At 68.4% G+C, this 25,153-nt stretch carries 23 protein-coding genes; 16 read left to right on the top strand and 7 right to left on the bottom strand.

The genetic code is table 11. The annotated features are described in order from the left end of the window. Positions 1–36 precede the first annotated feature (36 nt). The 7 genes from LG3211_RS01015 to LG3211_RS01045 all read left to right on the top strand — a co-directional run bounded on the left by LG3211_RS01015 (position 37) and on the right by LG3211_RS01045 (position 5,358). Complete coding sequence (locus LG3211_RS01015; RefSeq protein WP_057941213.1) at positions 37–783, top strand: FliH/SctL family protein; 747 nt, start codon at positions 37–39, stop codon at positions 781–783. Between the two features lie 52 nt (positions 784–835). Further along, on the top strand, positions 836–2,188 hold the full coding sequence (locus LG3211_RS01020; protein WP_083512213.1) for a FliI/YscN family ATPase: 1,353 nt from the start codon (positions 836–838) through the stop codon (positions 2,186–2,188). Continuing rightward, positions 2,185–2,682, top strand: a complete 498-nt coding sequence (locus LG3211_RS01025; protein WP_057941214.1) for a hypothetical protein — start codon at positions 2,185–2,187, stop codon at positions 2,680–2,682. The genes LG3211_RS01020 and LG3211_RS01025 overlap by 4 nt, the downstream gene beginning before the upstream one ends. A gap of 11 nt (positions 2,683–2,693) precedes the next feature. Next, positions 2,694–3,473, top strand: coding sequence for a hypothetical protein (locus LG3211_RS01030; protein ID WP_057941215.1), 780 nt, complete (start codon positions 2,694–2,696; stop codon positions 3,471–3,473). Between the two features lie 108 nt (positions 3,474–3,581). Then, a complete protein-coding gene (locus LG3211_RS01035; protein ID WP_057941216.1) occupies positions 3,582–4,058 on the top strand; it encodes a hypothetical protein in 477 nt (158 codons plus the stop codon). Between the two features lie 152 nt (positions 4,059–4,210). Then, positions 4,211–4,522: an EscF/YscF/HrpA family type III secretion system needle major subunit gene (locus tag LG3211_RS01040; protein WP_148648685.1), complete on the top strand. Its 312-nt coding sequence runs from the start codon at positions 4,211–4,213 to the stop codon at positions 4,520–4,522. A gap of 116 nt (positions 4,523–4,638) precedes the next feature. After that, entirely contained in the window at positions 4,639–5,358 is a 720-nt protein-coding gene (locus LG3211_RS01045; protein ID WP_057941218.1) for a DUF6683 family protein, read from the top strand. Positions 5,359–5,469: 111 nt separating this feature from the next. Here LG3211_RS01045 and LG3211_RS01050 read toward each other — a convergent pair whose 3' ends face one another. Continuing rightward, entirely contained in the window at positions 5,470–6,747 is a 1,278-nt protein-coding gene (locus LG3211_RS01050; protein ID WP_148648686.1) for a hypothetical protein, read from the bottom strand. Positions 6,748–7,263: 516 nt separating this feature from the next. On the opposite strand from LG3211_RS01050, the gene LG3211_RS01055 reads away from it, so the two are divergent. After that, positions 7,264–8,376 (top strand): acyltransferase family protein, encoded by a 1,113-nt coding sequence (locus LG3211_RS01055; RefSeq protein ID WP_057941220.1) that lies wholly within the window; start codon positions 7,264–7,266, stop codon positions 8,374–8,376. Between the two features lie 10 nt (positions 8,377–8,386). Here LG3211_RS01055 and LG3211_RS01060 read toward each other — a convergent pair whose 3' ends face one another. Next, on the bottom strand, positions 8,387–9,616 hold the full coding sequence (locus tag LG3211_RS01060) for an MFS transporter (RefSeq protein ID WP_057941221.1): 1,230 nt from the start codon (positions 9,614–9,616) through the stop codon (positions 8,387–8,389). Positions 9,617–10,090: 474 nt separating this feature from the next. Here LG3211_RS01060 and LG3211_RS01065 point away from each other — a divergent pair, with 474 nt between their 5' ends. Continuing rightward, positions 10,091–10,315: a hypothetical protein gene (locus tag LG3211_RS01065; protein WP_057941222.1), complete on the top strand. Its 225-nt coding sequence runs from the start codon at positions 10,091–10,093 to the stop codon at positions 10,313–10,315. Positions 10,316–10,738: 423 nt separating this feature from the next. On the opposite strand, the gene LG3211_RS01070 is transcribed toward LG3211_RS01065, so the two are convergent. Beyond that, complete coding sequence (locus LG3211_RS01070; RefSeq protein WP_057941223.1) at positions 10,739–11,854, bottom strand: glycosyltransferase family 4 protein; 1,116 nt, start codon at positions 11,852–11,854, stop codon at positions 10,739–10,741. A 344-nt stretch (positions 11,855–12,198) separates the two neighbouring features. Here LG3211_RS01070 and LG3211_RS01075 point away from each other — a divergent pair, with 344 nt between their 5' ends. From LG3211_RS01075 to LG3211_RS01085, 3 genes are all read left to right on the top strand, one after another. Next, positions 12,199–12,555 carry an ArsR/SmtB family transcription factor gene (locus LG3211_RS01075; protein ID WP_057941224.1) on the top strand — a complete coding sequence of 119 codons (357 nt, stop codon included), beginning with the start codon at positions 12,199–12,201 and terminating at the stop codon, positions 12,553–12,555. An 86-nt stretch (positions 12,556–12,641) separates the two neighbouring features. After that, positions 12,642–12,839 carry a hypothetical protein gene (locus LG3211_RS26195; protein WP_057941225.1) on the top strand — a complete coding sequence of 66 codons (198 nt, stop codon included), beginning with the start codon at positions 12,642–12,644 and terminating at the stop codon, positions 12,837–12,839. 745 nt (positions 12,840–13,584) lie between these two features. Further along, the gene (locus LG3211_RS01085) at positions 13,585–16,353 is read left to right on the top strand and encodes a TonB-dependent receptor (RefSeq protein ID WP_057941226.1); all 2,769 of its coding nucleotides are present in this window, start codon (positions 13,585–13,587) and stop codon (positions 16,351–16,353) included. A 35-nt stretch (positions 16,354–16,388) separates the two neighbouring features. Here the strand turns inward: LG3211_RS01085 and LG3211_RS25295 are convergent, their stop codons facing one another. Continuing rightward, a complete protein-coding gene (locus tag LG3211_RS25295) occupies positions 16,389–16,985 on the bottom strand; it encodes a hypothetical protein (protein ID WP_148648688.1) in 597 nt (198 codons plus the stop codon). A 106-nt stretch (positions 16,986–17,091) separates the two neighbouring features. Here LG3211_RS25295 and LG3211_RS01090 point away from each other — a divergent pair, with 106 nt between their 5' ends. Next, positions 17,092–19,857 carry a TonB-dependent receptor gene (locus LG3211_RS01090; protein ID WP_237049809.1) on the top strand — a complete coding sequence of 922 codons (2,766 nt, stop codon included), beginning with the start codon at positions 17,092–17,094 and terminating at the stop codon, positions 19,855–19,857. Between the two features lie 193 nt (positions 19,858–20,050). Here LG3211_RS01090 and LG3211_RS25300 read toward each other — a convergent pair whose 3' ends face one another. After that, positions 20,051–20,275: a hypothetical protein gene (locus LG3211_RS25300; RefSeq protein ID WP_148648689.1), complete on the bottom strand. Its 225-nt coding sequence runs from the start codon at positions 20,273–20,275 to the stop codon at positions 20,051–20,053. Between LG3211_RS25300 and LG3211_RS01095 the strand changes: the two genes are divergently transcribed. From LG3211_RS01095 to LG3211_RS01105, 3 genes are all read left to right on the top strand, one after another. After that, the gene (locus tag LG3211_RS01095; protein ID WP_057945181.1) at positions 20,265–20,693 is read left to right on the top strand and encodes a YciI family protein; all 429 of its coding nucleotides are present in this window, start codon (positions 20,265–20,267) and stop codon (positions 20,691–20,693) included. The two genes, LG3211_RS25300 and LG3211_RS01095, sit on opposite strands and share 11 nt — an antisense overlap. A 157-nt stretch (positions 20,694–20,850) precedes the next feature. Then, the gene (locus LG3211_RS01100) at positions 20,851–21,291 is read left to right on the top strand and encodes a VOC family protein (RefSeq protein ID WP_057941228.1); all 441 of its coding nucleotides are present in this window, start codon (positions 20,851–20,853) and stop codon (positions 21,289–21,291) included. Between the two features lie 164 nt (positions 21,292–21,455). Further along, on the top strand, positions 21,456–22,715 hold the full coding sequence (locus LG3211_RS01105; RefSeq protein WP_057941229.1) for an RNA polymerase sigma factor: 1,260 nt from the start codon (positions 21,456–21,458) through the stop codon (positions 22,713–22,715). 336 nt (positions 22,716–23,051) lie between these two features. Here the strand turns inward: LG3211_RS01105 and LG3211_RS01110 are convergent, their stop codons facing one another. Beyond that, positions 23,052–23,768: an MgtC/SapB family protein gene (locus LG3211_RS01110; RefSeq protein WP_057941230.1), complete on the bottom strand. Its 717-nt coding sequence runs from the start codon at positions 23,766–23,768 to the stop codon at positions 23,052–23,054. Positions 23,769–23,831: 63 nt separating this feature from the next. Then, a complete protein-coding gene (locus LG3211_RS01115; protein WP_057941231.1) occupies positions 23,832–25,148 on the bottom strand; it encodes an ABC transporter ATP-binding protein in 1,317 nt (438 codons plus the stop codon). Between the last annotated feature and the right edge of the window lie 5 nt (positions 25,149–25,153).

Below are 25,153 nucleotides of genomic sequence, written 5' to 3' on the forward strand. Positions count from 1 at the left end.
CGCCCTTCCACGGCACGCCCTGACAACGGAATCCCCATGCCCGCCGATCCGCTCCGTTCCGACTATCCGTCCGCCGCCGCCCTCGCGGCCGTGGGTGCGTCGGTGAGCGGCGCCGCCGAGCCGGGCGCGCGCCGCGATATGGGCCGCGCCGGCGGCACGGTCGCGGTGTTCGAGCGCAAGCAGTTCGACCGCGCGCTCGCCGGCACCGTGGTGCCAGCCAAACAGTGGAACGCGGTCGCCGAACTCGACCAGATGCTGGCCCGGGTCAACGAGCTCTACGCGCTGGCCGGCGATGAAATCAAGCAAGCGCGCGAGGCCGGCTACGCGGCCGGATTCGCCGAAGGCCTGGCGCGCGCGCAGCAGCAGATGGCGCAGCAGCTGGCCGACCTCAACGAACGCCGCGCGCGCGTGCTGGCCGACGCCGGCAGCCGCGTGACCGAACTGGCCTGCGCGATCGTCGCGCGGATCTCGCCGGAATTCGATGCGCGCAGCGTGGTGCCGCCGCTGGTGATGCAGGCGGTGGAATCGGCGCAGGCGGAGCAATTCCTGCTGATCCGCGTGCACCCCAGCGTGCGCGAGGACGTCGCCAAGGGCCTGGGCCTGGTGCGCCAGGCGCATCCGGTGGTCGGCGTGATCGAACTGGTGGACGACGAAAGCCTGGACCGGCTCAGCTGCGTGGTGGTGTCGGAAGTCGGCGAAGTGCGCGCCGGCGTCGCCCAGCAGATCGAAGCGATCCGCATCGCCCTGTCGGGCGCCGAATACGGCGCGGAGCACGGCGAATGAACGCTCGCGCGCTCGCGCCAAGGTGCGAGTGCCGCGCGCGCGGAGGCGGGCGATGAGCAACCTGCAGCGCACCATCCTGCAACCGGTGCCCGCGCCGGTGCAGCAAGATCCGCTGCTGACCGCGCTGGCGCGCGTGCCCAGCGTGGTGCGCGTGGGCAAGGTCGCGGAAGCCTACGGCACGATGATCCGCGCCACCGGCCTGAAGGCGATGATCGGCGAGCTGTGCGAGCTGCGTAACCCGCGCGACCGAAGCTTCCGCCTGATGGCGGAAGTGGTCGGCGTCTCGCGCCAGCACACCCTGCTGACGCCGCTGGGCGCGCTCGACGGCCTGTCGCACGACACCGAAGTCATCGCCACCGGCCGCCAGGCCTCGGTGCGCGCCGGCGACGGCCTGCTCGGGCGCATTCTCGACGCCAACGGCGATGCCATCGACGGCCGTGGTTCGTTCGGCCCGACCGTGCAGATTCCGATCTACGCCGCCTCGCCCAATCCGCTGGCGCGCACGCTCATCGACCGGCCGTTCGCGACCGGCGTGCGCGCGATCGACACGGTGATGACCGCCGGCGTCGGCCAGCGCCTGGGCATCTTCGCCGTCGCCGGCGGCGGCAAGAGCACCTTGCTCGGCATGCTCGCGCGCGGCGGCGACGCCGACGTCAACGTGATCGCCCTGGTCGGCGAGCGCGGCCGCGAAGTCAACGAATTCATCCACGACAATCTGGGCGAAGAAGGCCTGAAGAAATCGATCATCGTGGTCGCCACCTCCGACCGGCCCGCGCTCGAACGCAGCCGCGCGGCCTGGGTGGCCACGGCCATCTCCGAGTATTTCCGCGATCGCGGCAAGCGGGTGATGCTGCTGGTGGACTCGGTGACGCGATTCGCCCGCGCCTTGCGCGACGTCGGCCTGGCGATCGGCGAACCGCCGGCGCGGCGCGGCTTTCCGCCGTCGGTGTTCAGCGCCATGCCGCGCCTGTTCGAGCGCGCCGGCAACAACGACAAGGGCAGCATCACCGCGTTCTACACGGTGCTGATGGAAGGCGAGGACGGCGACGATCCGGTCGCCGAGGAAGTGCGCTCGATTCTCGACGGCCACATCGTGCTGTCGCGCAAGCTCGCCGCCGCGTATCACTACCCGGCCATCGACGTGCTGACCAGCCTGAGCCGGACCATGCCGCGGGTGGCCGACGAAGGCCATCAGCGCGCCGCCGGCCAGCTGCGCAAGTACCTGGCCAAGCACCAGGACATCGAGCTGCTGCTGCAGCTGGGCGAATACAAGCGCGGCAGCGACGCCGAGGCCGATATCGCCATCGAGAAGATCGAGCCGATCCGCAAATTGCTCAAGCAGTCGGCCAACGATCTGGCCGACTACAAACAATCCATCGACGCGCTGCGCAGGTTGTTCGGATGAAGCGCTATCCGCTGCATACATTGCTGCAGCTGCGCGCGCACCGGGTCGAGACCGCGCGCATGGTGGTGCTGGAACGCCAGCGCCAGGTGCAGGAGCGGCGCGATGCCTGCACCGCGATCGAAGGCGAAATCACTTCGCTGCAGCAAGAGCGCGCCGACCAGCGCCTGCGCTTGCTCGACCCGCCGCCGCCGGGCGTGTCCTGGCCGATGGCGATGTCGCAGCGCGAGTCGCATATCGACCATCTGGCCGAACTGGCGGTGGCCGCGCGCCAGCGCCTGGCCGACGCGCAAGGCAAGCTGCGCGAAGCCGAGGCGGCGCTGGACGAATCGCGCAAAGCCTTCTTCCGCGCCAAGGCGCGGCTGGACGCATTGGAAAAACGTAAGGACGTGTGGCGCAAGGAACAAAACGCGATCACCCAGCGCCGCGAGGAAGCCCTGTCCGCCGATCTGCTGCTGGCCGCGCGCCAGAACTCCAGCAACAACGGCACTTTCTGACCGAGGTCGCCATGAGCACGATACGCAACAGCTCCTCGAACCATGAATCGGCCAAACGCACCGAAGCGGCGCAAGAGGCGAGCAAGACCCAGCGCCAGGACGGGCCGCGCCAGCCGCCTGCGGCCGAGACGGTGGATCAGTTCCGCTCGCTGATGCAGCAGCGTCAGGCGCTCGGCCAGAAGCCCGGCCTGGACGGGCAAGTCGGCGGCGAAGGCGAGGGCGAGCAATCGCTGCTCAAGGATCTGGTCGGCGACAAGGGCCAGGCCCGGCGCGGCGACGAGCGCGCGGCGAGCGCGGACGAAACCCGCAACCAGGCCGCGACCGATCAGGCGCGCCAGCAGGTGGCCGAGCGCAAGAACCGCGACGACACCCGCCATAGCGTCGGCTTCGACCGCCCCGACAACAACCAGCAGCCGACCTCGGAAGCCTCCGCGATGTGGCAGGCGCAGTTGGCGATGCGCGCCGACAATGCCGCCCCGGCCGCGCCGATGCAGCCCAATTCCAACGCGGCCGCGTTCGCCGACCTGATCGAGCGCCACGTGCGCCAGCTCGCGGTCAGCGATGGCGGCGCCGGCGGCGAGAAAGGCCAGGTGCTGCTGCGGCTGTCGGACCAGACCCTGCCCGGCACCGATCTGCTGCTGACCAAGACCGCCGAAGGCTGGCAGCTGCGCGCCGATTCGCGTTCGCGCTCCAGCTACGACGCAATCCGCGAAGCCGGCCCGGAACTGATGCGCCGCTTCGCCTCGCGCAACCTGGGCCAGCTCAGCATCGATCCGCATTTCCACGATTGACCGTCCCGCCTTCGCCGCCCGGCCCGGTTCCGCCCGGGCTGACGGCCTCACTGTCCGCGCGCCGCGCGCGGACGCCCCGTTCACCCAACCCGATGGATCGCCACCACCATGACCACCCCGAACGCCGACGACCAGCGCCGCCAGTTGCGGGCTTCCTTCGAAAACCTGTTGCAGGAACAGGCCGAGCTCAGCGCTGACGATCGCAGCTTCCTGCTGCATCACTTCAACGAAGCGCTGGAACGGCAGAATCTGGACGCGCCGATCGAGCTCGATCCGGAAGTCCTGCGCAACGACTGGGCCGCCGCCGTGGACGTGCTGATGCCCGGCGTGGACGCCAGCGAGCGCGAGTTCCAGATCCGCCGCTTCGACGACACCCTGGAGCCGCTGCGCCGCGACGCGGTCAAGGACGCGGTCGAGTACTCGCGCCGCCGGCGCGACGAGGGCGAGGAAGCCGCCGCGGTATGGCTGAATCAGCGCAATGCGCAGCGCAAGGCCAGCCAGGCCGCGACGCCGGTCGCAAATTCGGATTCGCGCGCGTCCTCGCGCAAGCCGGCGCCGCGCAATCCCTGGGGAAACGGCGGCTGAAACGCGTCCTGACGCACTGCGGCACCTAGGGTACGCCATAGCTTGTAGGCCCCCCGGGCGCCCCGGAATATGGACACCAGAAAGCAGGGGCTGGTTCGCACCACACGGCGGAACTGCTCTATCTCAAACAACGCACTGCATTGGAGAAGATCATGAGCAACGACGTGAATGCGATGTTCGTCAACTCCCTGGCCAACCAGGAAGTCCAGAACAAGACCCATGAAGCCAAGTCCAGCGGCGCGAAGGGCTGGCTGATGGCGATCGCCGAACTGACCGGCAAGCTGGCCGACAAGAAGGCCGCCGAGATGACCAAGTCGATCGAGAACCTGCCGGCCGACGCCAAGCCCTCGGACATGCTCAAGACCCAGGCCCTGGTGTCGGAGTTCCAGCTGATGATGAACACCTTCACCAACGTGGTGAAGACCATCGGCGACACCAACGCGAACACCGCTCGCAAGGGCTGATGACGCGGCCGCGTTACCCGCGGCTCAAGAAAGGAGCGAAGCCTGGCTTCGCTCCTTTCGCGTTTGTGCGGTCCTGGCGATCGTCTGCGCGCGGCGTTTCCGCGCTGGCTTGCGCGATGTTGATGTCGGCCGGCGCGGCCTTCGCGCAGGACTATCAGCCGCAGATGGACGCGTTCAATGCATCCATGCAGTCGATGCAGAACGTGGCCGGTACCGCCGCGGTCAACGCGGCGATCAACCGATCGCTGAGCAAGCGCGGCGGCGCTTCGGTCGCGAGTACCGGCAGCGCCAAGCCCGCCGGCGCCAAGGCCGCGGCCGAGCTGGCGTTCCGCCGCGATCCGGCCACCACCGAGCGCGTGCGCGCGGCGCTGATCGCGGCGATGCGGCAGCAGAGCAAGACCGTCGCCGACGACTTCGCCCGCCGCTCGGCCGGCGCCGACTACCGCCAGCGTTTCGCCCGCACCCTGCCGGGCCAGGGCCTGTCCAACGACAACCTCGCCGACATCGCCGCGTATCACGTCGCGGTCAACTGGGCGCTGGTGCACCAAGCGCCGATGCCCGCCGGCAAGGCGCTGCTGGCCTTGCGCAATCAGATGCGCGGCTCCTTCGCCGACAACGGCGTGCTGGCCAAGCTGGCGCCGGATCAGCGACAGTGGGTCGCGGACGATTTCCTGTTCCGGTCGTTGAACCTGGCCGAGAAGGTGGACGGGTTCGCGCGCAAGCCCGAGCCGCAGACGCAGACGCTGTTCGCGCAAGCGGCGCGCGACGATATTCGCCGCACGCTCGGCATCGATCTGCAGGGCTATCGCTTCACGGCCGAGGGGTTGGTGCGGTAGTGCTTGGGCTTCTTCGCTGTCTGAGCCAAGAGCGTCGGGGCTGAAGCCCCTCCCACAAGAGCCTGCTCCCACTGGATTTCTGCTTACAGGAGCCTGCTCAAGGCTCTGCCGCTAGCGCCGGTTGAGGCGCCGTCCCAGCCACCAAGCGCCCGCCGCCACGGCGACGCCCAGGAACAGGGCGATGCCGCTGCCGCCGGTGCTGACGCGTTCGCTGACCAGGCTGCCGCTGGGCAGCAGCAGGATCACCGCGAACGCCAGACAGGCGTAGGCGACCACGGTCAGCACCCAGAACAGCCACTGCAGCGCGCGCACCACTTCCCGGTCGGGTTCGCGGTCGTGGGTCGGGCGGTGCGTGCCGCCGCGGCCGAAGCTCCACAGCCAGTGGGTCAAGGTGGCGTTATCGACTCCGCCGCCACGCCGGCTCGCGCGCCGCGTGGCGCCTTCGCCGGTGTAGGTCATCTGGTTGGGCGCGTTGTCGCCGCGCTGCTGGGCCGCGCGGTCGTTGGCGTTGAGCGGCAGCGAGCGCGGGTCGTTGTTGATGGTGTTGGTGCTGACCGACTGCAGCGTCGCGGAGGTTTCCGACGGCGGCGGCGGTGCGTTGGCGGCGGTGCTGGCCGGCGCGTTGGCGTGCTGCAGGGTGTTCATGCGCGCGAACATGCTCTGCTGCGCGGCCAGCGCGTCCTGCGACAGCGCGCCGGCCATCGGCGCGGCCGGGATCGCGTTGGGCGTGTTGCTGGCGACCAGGGTCAGCGTCGGCGCCACGTGGGTGGTGGTCGTGTTGGCGGCGGCCGCCGCCGAGCCGGCCGCGGCGCCGGAGGCCGCGCCGTTGGAAGCCATCGGCGTGCCGATCGTCGCGGTCTGCGCGCTGGCGCTCTGGGCACTGGCGCCGCTCGCCTGGACCGCGCCGTAGTTCACCACCGGGCGGTCGAGCTGGGCGTACTGCGCGGCGTTGTTGAGCGCGCGCTCGGACAGCGTCGGCGCCGGGTATTGGGTCGGGCCGTTGTTGAACGGATTGACGTTGTTGTTGCCCTGCGCCGACTGGCCCTGCAGCAGGCGGCTGGACGGGTTGTCCGGATTGAGCAGCGGGTTGTTGCTCAGGTTGCTGCCGGGCTGGGTGTCGGTGCCGGGCAGGCCGTTGTTCGGCAGGGAGTTGTTGGGCAGGCCGTCGTGGGGCTTGGACAGATCCAGCGGCAGGTTGCCGTCCGGGCTCGGCAGTCCGCCTTCGGGCCCGGGAACGCCCAGGTCGGGGCCGCCCAGGTCGGGGCCGCCGGGAAGGTTCAGGCCGGGCGGTTGCGGGCCGCCCGGCAGGTTCCCGGGCTTGCCGCCGCCCAGGCCCAGCAAGTTGCCGAGAGGATTGCCCGAACCTGGATTGAAGTTGATACCGGACATGGCCGTACTCGTGCGCAGGAACATCCGCCAAGAGCGTGGCGTGCCACTCGACGGTAATGCCGGACACGCGCGCCGGCATCCTCGGGCCGACCCTAGGTTTGCGGCATGCCTTCGATGTCATTCAAGCATCGCGAAGGAAGGCTTGCGCGACAGGCGCGATGAAGGTGCGCGTGTCGCCTCGGCGGCGGTCGAGATGCACCGCGTCGCCGCATGAGTGCGTGCCGCGGCGGTCGGGCTTGGATCGTTTTCGTCGTGACCGTGCCGGCAATCGCGACGCGAATCGCGCGATGAAAAATCTTCGTCGAATCGAACTTGCCGGCGTGCCGCGCGCCGCCCGCGCAGAACGCTGCGCAAAGGTGGCAACGCAGACGCGTGGCGCGCGCAAATGCCCTTGTCGCCTCGCTGTGCTTACGCGAGACTGTGCCCGCGATCTTCGCTCGCGACGCAAGTTCGCAACGCAAGATCGCGATGTCTCGCAGCCACGCCCTCTGTCGTAACCCCACTACTGGAATCAAGATGAGCCGACTGCCCGGCCTCGATCTGCTGCGCGCGATCGCGATCGTTTGGGTGATGTTCTTTCATGCGGCGATGGCCGGGCTGGGTTCGCCGTGGATGCCGATGTCGCAGTTCGGCTGGATGGGCGTAGACCTGTTCTTCGCGCTCAGCGGCTATCTGATCGGCTGGCAGGTGCTGCGGCCGCTGAGCCAGGGCCGGCGGCTGTCGTTCGGCGATTTCTATCTGCGCCGCGCCTTCCGCGTGCTGCCGGCATTCTGGGTGGTGCTGGCCTTGTACCTGCTGTGGCCGGATTTCCGCGAACGGCCGGGCATGCAGCCGGCCTGGCAGTTCCTGAGCTTCAGCGTGAACCTGCTGATCGACTACGAACACAACAAGGCGTTCTCGCACGCGTGGTCGTTGTGCGTGGAAGAGCATTTCTATCTGGTGTTTCCGCTGCTGGCGATCGCCCTGACGCGCAAGCCGGCGCTGTGGAAGACCGGCGTGGTGGTGGCGCTGCTGGTCGGCGGCGGCATGCTGCTGCGCGCCTGGGTCTGGCGGATCAGCCTGCCCGACGGCTCCAACGCCTGGGTCGAAAACGTCTATTACCCGACCTGGATGCGGCTGGACGGCTTGCTGTTCGGTGTCGTGCTCGCGGCGATACGCGCGTACCGGCCGCGCTGGTGGGCGGCGATGATGCGCCGCTCGGGTTGGCTCGCCTTGCTCGGCGTGATCGGCGTGGCCGCGGCGATCGCGGTATCGCAACAGCGCCTGGGCTTGCTGGCCTCGGTGCTCGGATTCCCGCTGGTGTCGTTCGCACTGGCATTGCTGGTCGCGGCGGGCGCATCGGAACAACGCTGGACCGGACGCCTGCGCGTGCCCGGCGCGGGCTGGCTGGCGGCGGCTTCGTTCAGTCTGTACCTGACCCACAAGGCGATGTTCGGCTTCGTCTCGCGCGCTTACGGCGAGTCGCTGGAGGCCAACGGCCTGCTCGCCTTCGGCGCGTATGCGGCGGCCGCCTTGCTGGGCGGCGCGCTGCTGCACTACGCCGTGGAGCGGCCGTTCCTGCGCCTGCGCGAACGGCTGGTGCGGCGCCGCGCGCAATCGGTGGATGCCGCCGTGACCGCGAACGCCTGAGCGTGGCGGCTCAGCCGCGCGCGGCCTCGTGGGCGAAGCTGCGCCGCAACGCGAACGCCGCGGCGATCGCGCCGAGCGCGGCCAGCGCGACCGGAATCGACGCCGCCGGCCAGCCGGCCGCCTGCACCACGCTGCCGAACAACGACGGCCCGATCACCTGGCCCAGGTAACTGCCCTGCATCAGCAGGCCCACCGCCACCGCGATCAGAGCCGGGCTGGGCACCAACTGCGCGGCGCCGCCGATCGTACTGGCCGGCAGCAGGCCGCCGGCCATCGAGAACAGCACGCACAACGCGAACACCCACGGCGCCGGCAGGCCCAGCGCGAACGCGCCCACCGCGCTGGCGCCCATCGCCGCGCTCGCCAGCGCGATCAGTACCCAGCGCTGCGCGCCGCGACGCAGCAGCGCGCCGGCGGCGAGATTGCCGATCACGTTGGAACCCACCGCGACCGCGCTGAGCAGGCCGGCGTCGGCGGCCGAGACCTGCATGCGCTGCATCAGCAAGGTCGGCAGGAAGCTCAGCATCGCGTAGAACTGCAGGGCATACAGGGCGAACACCAGCGCCAGCAGCAACGGCCCGCGCGCGCCGGCCACCGCCAGCGCATCGCGCGCGGTCTGCCGCCACGGCGCCGGCGCGGCCGGCGTCTGCGCGCCGCGCACGCCGAACCACAGCACCGCCGCGGCCGCCGCGCACAGCAGCGCGTTGAGTTCCCAGTAACCGCGCCAGCCGTCCAGCGCCGCGCCGGTGGCCAGCGCCAGAGCCATGCCGGCGGGCATGTAGCAACTCCAGATCGCGAACACCGTATTGCGGTCCTGCGGCTTGGACAGGCGCTGCAGCACGCTGGCGCCGGCCACCGCGAACAACAGGAAGCCGGCGCCCTCGAGCACGCGCGTGGCCAGCAGCGCCTGCAGGCTGTGGGCCTGGCTGCCGAGCGCGCTGCCCAGCGCCATCGCCGCCAGTCCGGCGACCTGCAGGCTGCGATCGCCGAGCCGCGCGACCAGCGCGCCGGCCGGCATGCTGGCGAACAGCCCGAGCAGGCCGAACACCGCCATCACCCAGCCGCCCGAGCGCAGGTCCAGGCCCAGATCGGCGCTGAGCGCGGGCAGAGCGATGGCGGTCTTGCCGACTTGCTGCGCGGCGACCAGTCCGCCGAAGAACACCGCCGCGACCGCGAGCCAGTCGGTGCGCGCGGCAGCGGGAGCGGCGGGGAGGGGAGAGGTAAGGGCCAGGGATTTCATGCGCGCGGTCGCTGTAGGGACGATGGCGGCCACCTTGCGACCTCAACCAAGCTTCAGGTCAACGCAAGAGGCCGGAACAGTGCGATCCACGGCGTGTCGGTGCCTTCCAGTGCGAGCCGGTGCGACCCGGGCGGAGCCACCTCGCCGATCCGTCGCAGCCGCGCAGACCGTGCCCGGTTACGCTACTCCCCAGTGCAGCGCGTCGTTACCAGGCACGCAATACGTGACTGCAGTCACTTTTATTACAAAAACTTGGTGATTTAAGGTGGGGCAAGCTGCGCATAAACGCGTTCGTGTCAGTGAGCATCCAGGAAGGTGGATGGCACGCCGGTGATACACGGCGTTGTCCGCGGCCTGCCGTCCTGATCGGTCCGCCCTGCTTCCCCCGGCAGGAACGGTGAATCCAACCGTCCGGCGCGAGCCGCGACTGTCGTACCGAAGGGCGGTCTTGCCGCCGCAGCCAGGGGAGTGACCATGCACCGAACCCGCGCCGAACTCGATGGCGATCTATGCCAGCTCAGTGTCGCCTTGCCGATATGGCGCCGGCATTGGCGCGACGACACGGTGTTCTGGCCGCGCGTGGACAGCCTGATCGAACGCCTGCTGACGGTGACCCCGCGGACCGAACGCGGACATGTGGTGTCCAACATCAATCGCATGATCGCCAGGCAGGGGCTGCAGCACGCGCCTTACGAGTGAGGCTTCGCGCTAGAGCCGCTGACCAAAACGCCTTGGCCGACAAGCGCCGATAGGCCCCTCTCCCGCTGGCGGGAGAGGGGTTGGGGTGAGGGCACGGGCAGTCGCAGAACTTCAAGCAAGAGCATTCGCGCCTGTGGCGCTCACCCCCTCACCCCGGCCCTCTCCCGCAAGCGGGAGAGGGAGCGCTTTCGTCAGCTCTACTCCTTGAGCAACTCATCCAGCAGCGCGGTAGAGCCGCTGACCCAAACGCCCTGGCCGACAAGCGCCGATAAGCCCCTCTCCCGCTGGCGGGAGAGGGGTTGGGGTGAGGGCACGGGCAGTCGCAGAACTTCAAGCAAGAGCATTCGCGCCTGCGGCGCTCATCCCCTCACCCCGGCCCTCTCCCGCAAGCGGGAGAGGGAGCGCTTTCGTCAGCTCTTACTTCTACTTCTTGAGCAACTCATCCAGCAGCGCCGCCACCCGCGCCGCGTAGGCATTGGGCGCGAAGCGTTGCGCGAAGGCGCGGCGCTGTTCGGCGCTGCCGACCACCGACTCGCGGCTCAGCCGGATCATCAGCTGGGCCAGCTGGTGGCGGTCGTGCGGATCGAAGCGCGGCATGTCCACCGGCGCGACTTCTTCCAGCGCGCCGCCTTCGGCCACCGCGACCGGCGTGCCGGCGGCCAGCGCCTCCAGCACCGGCAGGCCGAAGCCTTCCGCGTAGGACGGCTGCCACAGGCGCTCGGTATCCAGGTACAGGCGCGCCAGCTCGGCGTCGTCCACCATCGAGAACCAGTGCACGCCGTTGAGGTGCTGCAGCTCCGGCGCGACATCGTGCGCGGCGCCGACCACGACCAGATCCGGGGTGTCGTAGTGCTGGCGACGCGCGTCCAGCCACGCGCGCAGGAACAAGTCGGCGTTCTTGCGCGGCTCGCGCGTGCCGACCAGCAGCCAGTAGCGCGGCGGCAGCGGCAGCTCCATCTGGCCGCGCTCGGCCGGCGCCGGCAGCGGCGCCACCGAATCGGGCAGCACGTAGAGCTTGTGCGCATGCGCCGGGTACAGGCGGCCGCATTCGGCGGTGGTGTAGCGCGAGGGCGTCCAGATCGCGTCGGCGGCGGCGATCGAGCGGCCGATGCGGGCTTCGTCGATCAGCCGCGCGGCCAGCGCGCGCCAGCGCGAGGTGTGCGGGCGGCGCAGGGTCAGCCGGAACAGGTCGTGCAGCAACAGCACCTGGCGCACCGCCGCCGGCTTGCGCCAGACCGGCAGGCCGCCGTTGGCGGTGGCGATGTAGACGTCGATGCGCTCCTCGCGCAGCGCCGAGGGCAGGAAGCCGGCCTCGTAGCGCCAGCGCCGGCGCAGGCCGGGCTCGTCCGCCAGCGAGGCGGGCAACAGGTCGGCGGCGACCGCGATGGCGCGGTGCGGGTGGCCGATCGGGGCTTCGGTGAACAGCACCGTCTCGGTGTCGGCGCGGCGGCGCAGGGCGCGTTCCAGCGCCAGCACCTGGCGGCCGGGCGCGCTGTGCGGGGCCGCGGTCGCGGCGCGGTAGTCCAGGCCTATGCGCATGCCGGCCTCGCGGGCGAGAGCGGCGCCGGGAGGCCCGGCCGCGCGGAAGCGAAGATCGCGTTGGAATACGGAAGCTTCATCGGTTACTGCAGGCCCTGGGCAGAACGACTAACGGGACATGCAGCCGAGTCAGCTTCTCTCCATTAGTGCGAACATCGTCACATTTATTATGTGACCAACGGCCATCATGGAAGCAGTCACCTTTGAGTCCGTTCATGAAGATGCTGAACGAAATCGGGCCCTGGTTCAGGCCGGCGTCTGACGGCGCCGTCACGACGCGCTTGACACCCTGAGGCGGTCGGGCCTTTATTACCCGAGCTATTTAACCTATTGGTTCAGTTCATATGCCCGCCGATTCGCTCAGCACCACGTTCGCCGCCCTGGCCGATCCGACCCGGCGCGCGATTCTGGCCCGCCTCGCCAGCGGCGAGGCCGGCGTGACGGAGTTGGCCGAACCTTTCCAGATGAGCCTTCCGGCGATCTCCAAGCACATCAAGGTGCTCGAGCGCGCCGGCCTGATCGCACGCGGCCGCGAGGCGCAATGGCGTCCGTGCCGGCTGGAAACCGCGCGGCTGCAGGAGGTCGAAGGCTGGCTGGACCGCTACCGGCAGTTCTGGGACCAGCGCCTGCAGCGGCTCGACGACTACCTGATCCAGTTGCAGGCCAGCGCAGAGGCATCGCATGGGCACGAAACCGAGTAGCCGACTGCGTTTCGGCCAGTTCCCGATGGGCGGGCTCTCGATGGGCCGCGTCCGCGCCCTTGCCGCGCGCCGGCCGGAGCACGCCCATGGCTGACGCCGGTTCGCCCGCGCGCAAGCCAGGCGGCGCGCCGGACCCGTCCGCGCGCGCGCCGTGCTGCGGCTTGCCCAGCCCGCTCGCCAGCGCGATCCGGGTGACCGTCGGCGCGCGCGCCGCGCCGGCGACGCCTGCGAACGCCGGCGCGAACGAGGTTGCGGCCAAACCGGGCAAACCCGTGCGCGCCTGAGTCGCGGCGTCGCGGTTCGATCAACCGTTGTTGCCGGCGCGCGCCGTGATGCTGACGGCGTTGGCGCGTGCATGCGTTCGTCGATCCTGAGGTGACCGCGCATGTGATGCGCTTGGTGCACCTTGTACTCGATGTGTGTCATCGCATCGAACGCAAGCGCAGCCAACCACAATCGCAATGCGAGCACATCGCCGTAGGTACAGGACGATACGAGTGCGTTGTCGCGATCGCCGTGCGGCGCTCATGCCGCATCGCCGCATCACGGTCGGCGTAACTGCAGCGATCGCATTTCGATGCTCGCCCAACACGCTCAGCATCGCTTGGAACCCTGCACCGCCGCGCACGCGTCGCCCCACACGCAAGCCGCCAACACCTGCCAGCAACCCTTCATCGCGCATCGCCACCGCCGACACGCGATCGCATCGTGCCGCGCATCCGTTCGACACACTCCGCAAAGTTGCGTGACGCTGAAACGGACCTTCGTCCAAGTACGGGTTCGCCGCCAAGCATTAACGTCGGTGTTCGCGCGTCGCGGCCGTGGTCGTGGCGCGCCGCTGTTCGGCGTCGATGCAGGGGATCGACGAAAAAAACCGTATTTCCCGCGATTTCGCAACCGATGCACATCCGGTTACGCGCTCGCGCGCAGTGTTGTTTATCGCGCTGCACAACGGCGCGCGCCGGTATTTTTGAAACTGATCCTTGTCATTGCAGTACGTCCCGGGCAATCCAGTCACAGGAGCCGACCATGCCGCACGCCACCCTCAGCCGCGCTATCCGCCGCGCGCTGTTCGCCGCCACCATTGCCAGCGTCGCACCGGCTGTGGCCTACGCGCAGGATGCGCCGCCCACCACCACGCTCGACCGCATCGAAGTCACCGGTTCCAACATCAGCCGCGGCGACATGGAGACCGCATCGCCGGTCCAGGTCGTCAGTCGCGAAGAGATCGACCGCACCGGCAAGGCGACCATCGCCGAATACCTGCAGACCCTCACCACCGATGGCTCCGGCTCGGTGCCGCGCAGCTACGGCACCGGTTTCGCCGCCGGCGGCACCGGCATTTCGCTGCGCGGCCTCGGCGCGGGTTCGACCCTGGTGCTGTTGAACGGCCGCCGCACCGCGCCCTACGGCCTGGCCGACGACGGCCAGAAAGTATTCACCGACCTGAGCACCATTCCGCTCGACGCGGTGGAACGCGTGGAAGTGCTCAAGGACGGCGCCTCGGCCATTTACGGCTCCGACGCCATCGCCGGCGTGGTCAACATCATCCTGCGCAAGGAATTCAACGGCGTCACCGTGCGCAGTTCCTACGGCGTGTCCGGCGAAGGCGACGGCCAGCAGGCGAAAGCCTCGGTCACCTTCGGCTTCGGCAATCTCGCCGAGGATCGCTACAACGTGTTCTTCAACATCGAAGGCAGCCAGACCGACGAAATCCAGGTCGCCGACCGTCGCGACCGCAAATGGATCGGCACCGGCGACGCGCGCCGCTGGGGCTACAGCCAGACCAAGCGATTCATGAACGGCTACATCCTCGACGGCGATGCCACGCAATCGCCGGCCGGCAGCGTCAGGAGCCCAGGCACCGGGCAGTACGTGGGCCTGCCCGGCTGCGCGCAGCTCTCGCCGGTGACGCCGCAGGACCCGGCCGGCGGCTGTCTGTGGGAGTCGGGCCAGTTCAACAGCCTCACGCCCGAAGAGAAGTACGTGAATCTGTTCGGCCGCGGCACCTTCGCCCTGTCGGATAATTTCGAGGCCTACGTCGAAGCCGGGTATTCGAAGAAGAAGAGCACCTTCTACAACACGCCATCGACGGTGTCCGGCGCCTGGGGCTATCCGGGCGGCCCGGTCAACGCCGATTCCGGCGACGGCGCGGTGGTGCTGGGACCGAACCATCCCGACAATCCGTTCCCCGGCCAGAGCGCGAACCTGCGCTACGCCGCGTTCGACGTCGGCCCGCGCATCATCCGCAGCGACAGCGAATTCAGCCGCATCCTCGCCGGCGTCAAGGGCACCGCCGGCGCCTGGGACATGGACGTGGCCTATCTGCATTCGCAGAGCGACCTGACCAACACCCGCGACGGCTTCCTGCGCTACAGCGCGGTGCGCGACGCGCTCACCAACGGCACCGGTCCCGGCGGTTACTGGCGCATCGGCCAGAACGCCAACCTCAACTCGCAGGCGCTGTACGACTACATCTCGCCGACCATCCACGCCGACGGCAAGACCACGCTAGACCTGTTCGACATCAAGGGCTCGCGCTCGCTGATGGACTTGAAGGGCGGCTCGCTCGGCGTCGCCCTGGGCGCGGAATGGCGACGGCAGAAGGCCGAACTCAAGCCGCAGACCTATACCGACATCGGCGACATCATCGGCCTGGGCTATTCGTCCTACAGCGGCACGCAGGAAGTCGCCGCCGCCTACGCCGAAGTGGTCGCGCCGGTGCTGGAAAGCCTGGAACTGTCCGGCGCGGTGCGCTTCGACAGCTACAAGGGCGGCGACAACGCCACCACGCCCAAGTTCGGCGTGAAGTGGCAGCCGATCCAGCAACTGGCGTTGCGCGCGACCTACGCGGAAGGTTTCCGCGCGCCCAATCCGGCCGAATCGGGCAAGGGCGGCCTGGCCGGTTTCGCCGCCGCCGCCGATTCGCTGCGATGCCCCGGCGGCAATCCGGCGCCGGGCGGCAGCGTGCGCGATTGCGACATCCAGATCGCGGTGATCACCAGCCCCAACCCCGACCTGAAGCCGGAAGAATCCAAGAGCTACACCGTCGGCCTGGTGTTCGAACCCACGCCCAACACCACGGTGACCCTGGACGGCTGGAAGATCGAGCGCACCAACGAGATCAACGTGGAAACCACCGACGCGGCGATCGCCGCCGGCCATGTGATCCGCAGCGACAACAACCTGCCGGGCCAGCCCAACAGCGGCACCTTGCTCGCCGCGCTGGCCAACTACGTCAACTCGGCCTCGACCACGGTGCGCGGCGTCGATCTGGACGTGCGCCAGCGTTTCGATCTGAACGCGCACGGCAAGCTCAACCTGGATCTGCAGTGGAGCCACGTCAGCAGCTTCGAGCGCGAGGAAGAAGACGGCAGCAAGCTGGAATTCGCCGGCACCCACGGCAATTGCGACGTCACCAACTGCATCGGCACGCCCAAGGACAAGATCAACTTCGGCGCGACCTGGGAAGTGGGCAACTTCAGCCTCAGCGGCATCGCCAACTACGTTTCCAGCTTCAAGAACGTGCGCTCCAAGGGCGGCACCTGCGCCAGCCGTTACGCCGACGGCACGCAGGCCCCGGGCGGTTGCCGCATTCCCTCGTTCACCACCTTCGATCTGTCCGGACGCTGGAAAGCGCAGGACGGCGTGGAAGTGTTCGGCTCGATCCAGAACCTGACCGACAAGATCGCGCCGCTCGACCCGCTGACCTACGGCGCGATCAACTACAACCCGATGCACTCCAGCGGCGCGATCGGCCGCTACTTCACCCTCGGAGTGAAATACACCTTCAACTGAGCCCTCTCTCCAGCCGTTAAGGCGTTTTGCGCGTTTCATCTTCGTGGGCGCGCTTTTGCCGGCCCGTTCCCCTCGCGGCGGAACGGGCCGTTTTCTTTTGCGCGCGGCGGCGCGTCGGGCGACGCGCCGTCTGAATCGTTCCCCGGGCCGTAGCCGCGCAACGCGGCCGGATGGTCCTGTCTGATCGAAGCCGCAACGGCTTCGTCATCACCATCGCGGCCTTGATCGCCGCCGCGATCGCCATCGCGATGGTGCGCGCATCGCCGCCGCCGCGAACAACCGATGCATGAATCCGCGTAGCGAATGGGCGCGGCTTCAATCCGGCGCGTCGCGGCCTGCGCTCGCGATGCGGACTTCCAGTGCCGGTGAATCGCTATGAGCCGCATATAAAAAATAAATATCGGCGATAAAAACACGGGCGATGTGGACTGAATATTTCTTCCATCAACATCGCACCACACATCGTGAGCAAATCCGGCACGGAAGACTAAATGACCCTGAATTTCAAGGGGTTTTGTCGATGGACTGTGGCGGTGCAAGCGTTTAGTTTTCGTTGCGCGACGTGCATCGGGCGCGTCGTCGCGGGGGCGAATCCAACGGTGATCACGGGTGCTTCCGCCGCGTGCGCTCATGGCGCGCCGCGTGCCGGAATCGAAGCCGCGTGGCTGCTGCGAAAGGGCACGGCCTCGTCCAAACCTCTGTCGTCCGTTCGTTGAATTCAATCTCATGGAGTCGATCATGCAGTACGCAACGCTCAGCCACGCCATCCGGCGCGCACTCATCGCCGCCGGTCTGATCGCCCTGCCGGCGATGGCGGTGGCTCAGGAGCCACCGCAGACTAAGCCGCAGGACAACGCGACGACGCTGGACCGGATCGAAGTCACCGGTTCCAACATCAGCCGCGGCGACATGGAAACCGCATCGCCGGTGCAGGTGGTGACGCGCGCGGAGATCGATCGCACCGGCAAGGCGAGCATCGCCGAATACCTGCAGACGCTCACCTCCGACGGCGCCGGCTCCATCCCCAAGAGCTTCGGCAACGGCTTCGCCGGCGGCGGCGCGGCGATTTCGCTGCGCGGCCTGGGCGCGGGCTCGACCCTGGTGCTGTTGAACGGCCGTCGCATGGCGCCGTTCGGTCTGGCCGACGACGGCCAGAAAGTGTTCACCGATCTGAGCACGATTCCGATGGACGCGGTGGAGCGCGTGGAAGTGCTCAAGGACGGCGCCTCGGCGATCTACGGCTCGGACGCCATCGCCGGCGTGGTCAACATCATCCTGCGCAAGGAATACACCGGCAGCACCGTGCGCATGTCCTACGGCGTCTCCGGCGAAGGCGACGGCCAGCAGGCCAAGGCGTCGATCACGCACGGCTTCGGCAAGCTCGCCGACGACGGCTACAACGTGTTCTTCAACGTCGAGGGCAGCCAGACCGACGAAATCCAGGTCGCCGACCGCGCCGATCGCAAGTGGATCGGCACGGGCGACATCCGTCGCTGGGGTTACGACATCACCAGCCAGTTCCTGGCCGGCTACATCGCCCCGGGCGGCGCGTCGGCGAGTTCGTCTCCGCTCGGCAACGTACGCGGGCCGGGCGGGGTCTACCAGCCGCTGGGCGGCGCCGCCGATTGCGCGAAGTTCTCGCCGCTCGCGCCCGATCCGAACAACGGCTGTGTGTGGGAAGCGGGCAGGTTCCGCAGCCTGACGCCGGAAGAGAAGTACGTGACCCTGTTCGGCCGCGGCACCTTCATGCTGTCGGACAACTTCGAGGCCTATGTCGAGGCCGGTTACTCGAAGAAGAACACCACCTTCATCGACACGCCCTCGGGCGTGTCCGGGGCCTGGGGCTATCCGGGCGGTCCGGTCAACGCCAGCAGCGGTCCGGGTGCGGTCGTGCTCGGACCGGATCATCCCGACAATCCGTTCCCGGGTCAGCGCCCGAACCTGCGCTATTCGGCGTGGGACGTCGGCCCGCGCGTGACCCGCAACGAAAACCGTTTCAGCCGTTTTCTTGCCGGCATCAAGGGCACGCTGGGCGGCTGGGACGTGGACGTGGCGTACCTGCATTCGCAGACCTCGCTGCGCAACGAGCGCGATGGCTTCCTGCACTACGACCGCGTGCGCGAAGCGCTGACCCAGGGCACCAATCCCGGCGGCTACTGGCGTTTGGGCGCGCAGGCGGGCAAGAACAGTCAGGCCTTGTACGACTACATCTCTCCGCAGATCCACGCGGATGCGGAAACCAAGCTCGACTTGTTCGACATCAAGGGTTCGCGCAGCCTGTTCGATCTGCCCGGCGGCGCGTTCGGCGTCGCGTTGGGCGCCGAGTACCGCCGTCAGACCGTCGAGTTGACTCCGCAGTCCTACACCGACCAGGGCCAGATCATCGGCCTGGGCTATTCGTCGTACGCGGGCAAGCAGGAAGTCGCCGCGGCGTACGTCGAAGCCGTGGCGCCGGTGCTGGAAAGCCTGGAGCTGTCCGGCGCGGTGCGGTACGACAGCTACAAGGACGGCGACAGCGCGACCACGCCGAAGGTCGGCATCAAGTGGTCGCCGCTTGAGCAGCTGTCGCTGCGCGGCACCTACGCGGAAGGCTTCCGCGCGCCGAACCCGGCCGAGTCCGGCAAGGGCGGTCTGGCCGCGTTCACCACTGCTCGCGATCCGGTGCGTTGCCCCGGCGGCACGCCGGCGCCGGGCGCCAATCCCAGCGATTGCGCCGCGCCGGTGGCGGTGATTACCAGCCCCAATCCCGCGCTCAAGCCGGAACAATCCAAGAGCTACACCGTGGGGCTGGTGTTCGAGCCGACGCCCACCACCACCATCACCCTGGACGGCTGGAAGATCGTGCGCAGCGACGAGATCAACCAGGAAACCACCGCCGCGGCGATCGCCGCCGGCCGCGTGGTGCGCGGCGACGATCTGCTCGGCGGCGTGGCTGGCACCGGCACCTTGCTGGCGGCGCAGGCGGCCTACGTCAACTCCAACCAGACCACCGTGCAGGGCGTCGATCTGGACGTACGCCAAAGCTTCGAGCTGGGCGAGTACGGCAAGCTGGGCCTGGATCTGCAGTGGAGCCATGTGAGCAAATTCGAGCGCGAAGAATCCGACGGCCACACAATCGAGTTCGTCGGTACCCACGGCAATTGCGATGCGACCAACTGCATCGGCACGCCGAAGAACCGCATCAACCTCGGCGCGACCTGGGAATACGGCCGCATGAGCCTGAGCGGCGTGGCCAACTACGTCGCCGGTATCCGCAACGTTTTCGACGACAGCGAAACCTGCGACGCCCCGGTCGGCTGCCGCCTGCCGTCGTTCACCACCTTCGATCTGTCCGGTCGCTGGAAGGCGGTGGACGGTATCGAGGTGTTCGGCTCGATCCAGAACCTGGCCGACCGGATCGCTCCGCTGGATGCGTTCACTTACGGCGCCATCAACTACAACCCCATGCACTCCTCCGGCGCGATCGGCCGTTACTTCACCGTCGGGGTCAAGTACACGTTCTGATCTTGGGCGAAATCGCGCTGGCGACAGCTCGCGGCGCTCCGACGGCCCGCCTCGCGCAAGCGTGGCGGGCCGTTGCGTTTGCGCGAACTAAGGCCGGGAATGGGGAATCGGGAATCGGGAATCGTGCGCGGCCTGGACTTGTGGCCCGCGCATGACCCGATTCCCCGTTCTGATATCCGTAGCGCACGGCTGGTCACGCCCGTTCGCAGCTTTTGCCCCAGGTCGCGGGCGATGCCGGCCCCGACGCGGCGGCGGCCGCGGCCTTCGGATCGCGATCGTGAACCCTGCGTTCGCGGACCTTGCGTCGGCCGTGTCGATTCGGCGCCGATCCGTTCGTCGTCCTGATAAGCCGCCGCGCCGCGTCCCGCCGGGACGCCGCGGTGGCCGCCAGCCCGAGGACCACGACCATGAAATTCATGCTGATAGTCAAAGCCACCGCCGACACCGAAGCCGGGGTGATGCCCGACACGGAATTGCTCACCGCCATGGGCGCCTATAACGAAGAACTGGTCAAGGCCGGAGTCCTGCTGGCCGGCGAAGGCCTGCATCCCAGCTCGCGCGGCGCGCGGGTGTATTTCGACGGCCGTGCCCGCCGGGTGGTGGACGGGCCCTTCGCCGAGGCCAAGGAACTGATCGCCGGGTTCTGGCTGATCCAGGCGCGTTCGCTCGAAGAAGCGCTGGAGTGGGTCAAGCGCGTGCCGAACCTGCAGGGCGGGCAGGGGCAGATCGAAGTGCGCCAGCTGTTCGATCCGGCCGATTTCGGCGAGGAACTCACTCCGGAGCTGCGCGCGGCCGAAGCCAGTCTGCGCGAACAGGTCGCCGGCCGCCCGGCCTGAATACGGCGCGCGGAACTATTCGCCGCGCCTTGTCGATCCGTGCCGTTCCGGTTCGTCGTCAGGACAGCAGCCGCGCTTTCCTCCCCCGTCTGTGCGCCGCTGCGACCGCCGACGAACCGGCGTTTCCCCGCCACCCATTCAACAGGACACCGCCACCATGCAACTCAATACCTATCTCTCCTTCAACGGCGACTGCCGCCAGGCCTTCGAGTTCTACCTCAAGACCCTGGGCGGCAAGATCCACGCGCTGATGCCGTTCGGCGACAACCCCGGCTGCGAATCGCTGAGCGCGGAAGAGCGCGAAAAGATCATGCACGGCTGCTACGAGCTCGACGGCTTCTTCCTGATGGGCACCGACGCCACGTCGCAGTATCCGTACCAGGGCGTCAACGGCGCCCATGTCGCCCTGACCCTGGGCGATGCCGATATCGCGCGCCGCGTGTTCGAAGCCTTCGCCGACGGCGGCAACGTGCAGATGCCGCTGCAGGAAACCTTCTGGGCCAAGGCCTACGGCATCGTCACCGACCGCTTCGGCGTGCCGTGGATGATCAACTGCGTCGAGCACGTCGGCTGCGTCGAGACCGATCAGGCCGCCTGAACCCGCTGCCGCGGCGACGGCGCGGCGCGCGCGGTCTCGCGCCGTCGCGCCCGCCGTCGCGGGCGCCGCGCGGGTCGCCGTCGGCGCGGTTTTCGTAAACATAAACACGCCTTACGGCTCACGACCCTTGCGACCCGGCGCGCGAGGTGGTGTCATCCGTCGCCATGACGGCCACCGACACCCACCGCGCCATCGACGCCGTATGGCGCATCGAATCGGCCAAACTCATCGCCGGCCTGACGCGGATGGTGCGCGACGTCGGCCTGGCGGAAGAACTCGCCCAGGACGCGCTGGTGGTGGCCCTGGAGAAATGGCCCGAGACCGGCGTGCCCGACAACCCGGGCGCGTGGCTGATGCAGACCGCCAAGAACCGCGCCATCGACCGGTTGCGGCGCAAGAAGCTGCTCGACCGCAAGCACGAGGAAATCGGCTACGAGATCGAGTCCAGCCTGGACGAAGTCGAAGAGGCGTTCTTCGACAAGCTCGACGACGACATCGGCGACGATCTGCTGCGCCTGGTCTTCATCTCCTGCCATCCGGTGTTGTCCACCGAAGCGCGGCTGGCGCTGACCCTGCGCCTGCTCGGCGGCCTGACGACCGACGAGATCGCGCGCGCCTTCCTGGCCAGCGAACCGACCATCGCCCAGCGCATCGTCCGGGCCAAGCGCACCCTCGCCGACGCGCAGGTGCCGTTCGAAGTGCCGCGCGGCGAGGAACTGGCCCAGCGCCTGTCCTCGGTGCTGGAAGTGATCTACCTGATCTTCAACGAAGGCTACTCGGCCACCGCCGGCGACGACTGGATGCGCCCGGGTCTGTGCGAGGACGCCTTGCGCCTGGGCCGCATCCTGGCCGGGCTGATGCCGAACCAGGCCGAGGTGCACGGCCTGGTCGCGCTGATGGAAATCCAGGCCTCGCGTGCGAAGGCGCGCACCGCCCCGGACGGCCAGCCGATCCTGCTGCTGGACCAGGACCGCTCGCGCTGGGACCGCATCCAGATCCAGCGCGGCCTGAGCGCGCTCGAGCGCGCCGTGAAGCTGAGCGGTTCCAACGGCCCGTATGCGCTGCAGGCCGCGATCGCCGCCTGCCACGCGCGCGCGGTCACCGCCCAGGACACTCCCTGGCCGCGCATCGCCGCGCTGTATCAGCAACTGGCCCTGCGCACGCCCTCGCCGGTGGTCGAACTCAATCGCGCCGTGGCGCTGTCGATGGCGTTCGGCCCGCAGGCCGGCCTGGACCTCGTCGACACCTTGCTCGACGAACCTTCGATGAAGCACTACCACCTGCTGCCGACCGTGCGCGGCGACCTGCTGTTCAAACTCGGCCGGCGCGAAGAAGCGCGCGCCGAATTCGAGCGCGCCGCCGCGCTGACGCGCAACGCGCGCGAGCGCGAGCTGTTGTTGGGGCGAGCCGCGCAGAGCGTGTAAGCGTGCGAACCCGAACTGCCGCTGGCGCGCGCGGCGCAGAGCGTATAAGCGCGGAATCGCGTTGAGCGAGCGGCATCACCGCCGGCGATGTCGCGAGGTCTTTTGTGGGAGGGCCTTCAGGCCCGATGCCCTTCGATCCGATCGCCGTCATCTCACATTGCGAGTGAATGAATTCGCGATGCCGAAGAATCAATCAACAGATCGCTTTGATAGCGCCGGACAACTGAGCGGAAAGCATCGGGGCTGAAGCCCCTCCCACAACAGGCTTCGTGGCCGCGAATACTTTTGTGGGAGGGACTTCAGCCCCGACGCTCTCCGCTCCGATCGCCGCGCACTTCAATCGCGCGTACTCGACTCCCAAGCCGCATGCGTCACCCCCGGCAGGCGACGCAATCGCGCCACCACGGCATCGAGTTCGCCGGCATCGACCGCGGTGCTGATCAAGGTCGCGACGATCTCCACCGAGGTCTCGCCATGCTCGTCCAGATCGACATCGCCGACCGGATAGTTCGCCGCTTCCAGATGCTCGACCAAGGCCTCGCGCGCGGCCGGCGCGAGTTCGGGTTCGACCGTCAGACGCACCTCATAGGTCGCCTCCGAGGTCTGCTCATCGATCGGAATGCGGTTGATCGCATTGACCAGCGGCCGCAGCAAGGTGTTGCCGGCGATCACGAACCCGGTCAGCAGCGCGCCCTCGGCGATCATGTCCGCGCCGGTGCAGGCGCCGACCGCGGCCGAGCACCATAACGTCGCCGCGGTGTTGAGCCCGCGCACGTTCATGCCTTCCTTCATGATCACGCCGGCTCCGAGAAAGCCGATGCCGGACACCACATAGGAAATCACCCGCACCGCCTCGACGCTGCCGGCCAGGCGCATGCCCAGATCGACGAACGCCGCCGCGCCGACCGCGACCAGCACGTTGGTGCGCAATCCCGCGGTGCGCTGGCGGTACTGACGCTCGGCGCCGATCAAGGTGCCGAGCACGAAGGCCGCGGCCAGGCTCACCACGGTGTCGAGAAACGGATACAGCTGGAAGGTCTGGATGAAACGCATGGACGACTCCGTTCGGTGCGATCGGTACGGCGGCGATGAAGGCGAAGCGGCGGCCGCCGCGACTCAGCTGGGGTTGTCCAGGCTGAAGCGGTCGGCGTCTTCGTCATAAGCGAAATACTCCGCATAGCGTGCCCACGCCGTGACCGCGCGCAGGGTCGAGGCGGCGTAGTCGGCCGACATGTGGTCTTCGAGTTCGTCGCGAAAGCGCCCGGCCGGAGCGCGATGGCTGGCGCGTTCGTCGAGCACGCGGCGGATATGCGCGGCCAGCGGCACGTACGCCGCCAGCTGCTGGGCGAACAACCGCTTGCGCGCGTCGATGCCGTCCTGCGCGAATCGCTGCCCGGCCTCGCTCAAGTGCAGGTCGCCGTCGTCGAGTTCGGCCAGCCGCAGCAGTTGGAGGCTTTCGGCGATCGGAAACAGTTCGTCCACCTCCATCTGCAGATGCGCGGCCAATGCCGGCAGGTCGGCGCGGCCGCGATAGGGCGCGGCGGCGACGGCTTCGATCAGGCCGGCGATCAGATTGCTGGACACCTGCGGCAAGGCCGCGGCCAGGCCGGCGCGCGCGCCGCCGCCTTCGCGCGGCGCCACCGCCGAGGGCGAGCCGGTCATGCGCGCATAGATCGCATCGACCAAGGCGCGGAACACCGGATCCAGGCGGTCGCGCGGTTGCGCCAGATCGACCCGGATCTCATCGATCACCCGGCCCGGATTGGAACCGAAGATCACGATGCGGTCGCACATCAGCACCGCTTCCTCGATGTTGTGCGTGACCATCAGCATCGCCTGGATCGGCATGCGGCCCTCGCTCCACAGATCCAGCAGATCGGTGCGCAGGGTTTCCGCGGTCAGCACGTCCAGCGCCGAGAACGGCTCGTCCATCAACAGCACCTTGGGCTGCACCACCAGCGCGCGCGCCAGGCCCACACGCTGGCGCATGCCGCCGGACAGCTCCTTCGGATACGCGCTTTCGTAGCCGTCCAGGCCGATCAGGTCGATCGCCGCGAGCGCGCGCTGACGGCACAGCGCCGGCGCGACGCCGCGCGCTTCCAGGCCGAGTTCGACGTTCTGCAGCACCGTCAGCCACGGAAACAGGGCGAAGCTCTGGAACACCATGGCGATGTCGGCCGGCGCCTGCGACACCGGCGTGCCGCAGAACGCGACCTCGCCTTCGCTGGGCCGGATCAGTCCGGCGATCGCGCGCAGCAAGGTGGATTTGCCCGAGCCCGAACGGCCGAGCAGGCCGACGATCTCGCCGGCGCGCAAAGTCAGGTCGACGCGGTCGAGCACCAGCAGCGGCGCCGCGCCCGCTTTGTCGTAGCTTTGGCGCAGGCCGCGCACTTCGACCAGCGCGGCGGAGTTGAGGTTGTGGGAGAAGCTCATGGCGG

The sequence above is a fragment of the Lysobacter gummosus genome (assembly GCF_001442805.1).
Taxonomy (GTDB): Bacteria; Pseudomonadota; Gammaproteobacteria; order Xanthomonadales; family Xanthomonadaceae; genus Lysobacter; species Lysobacter gummosus.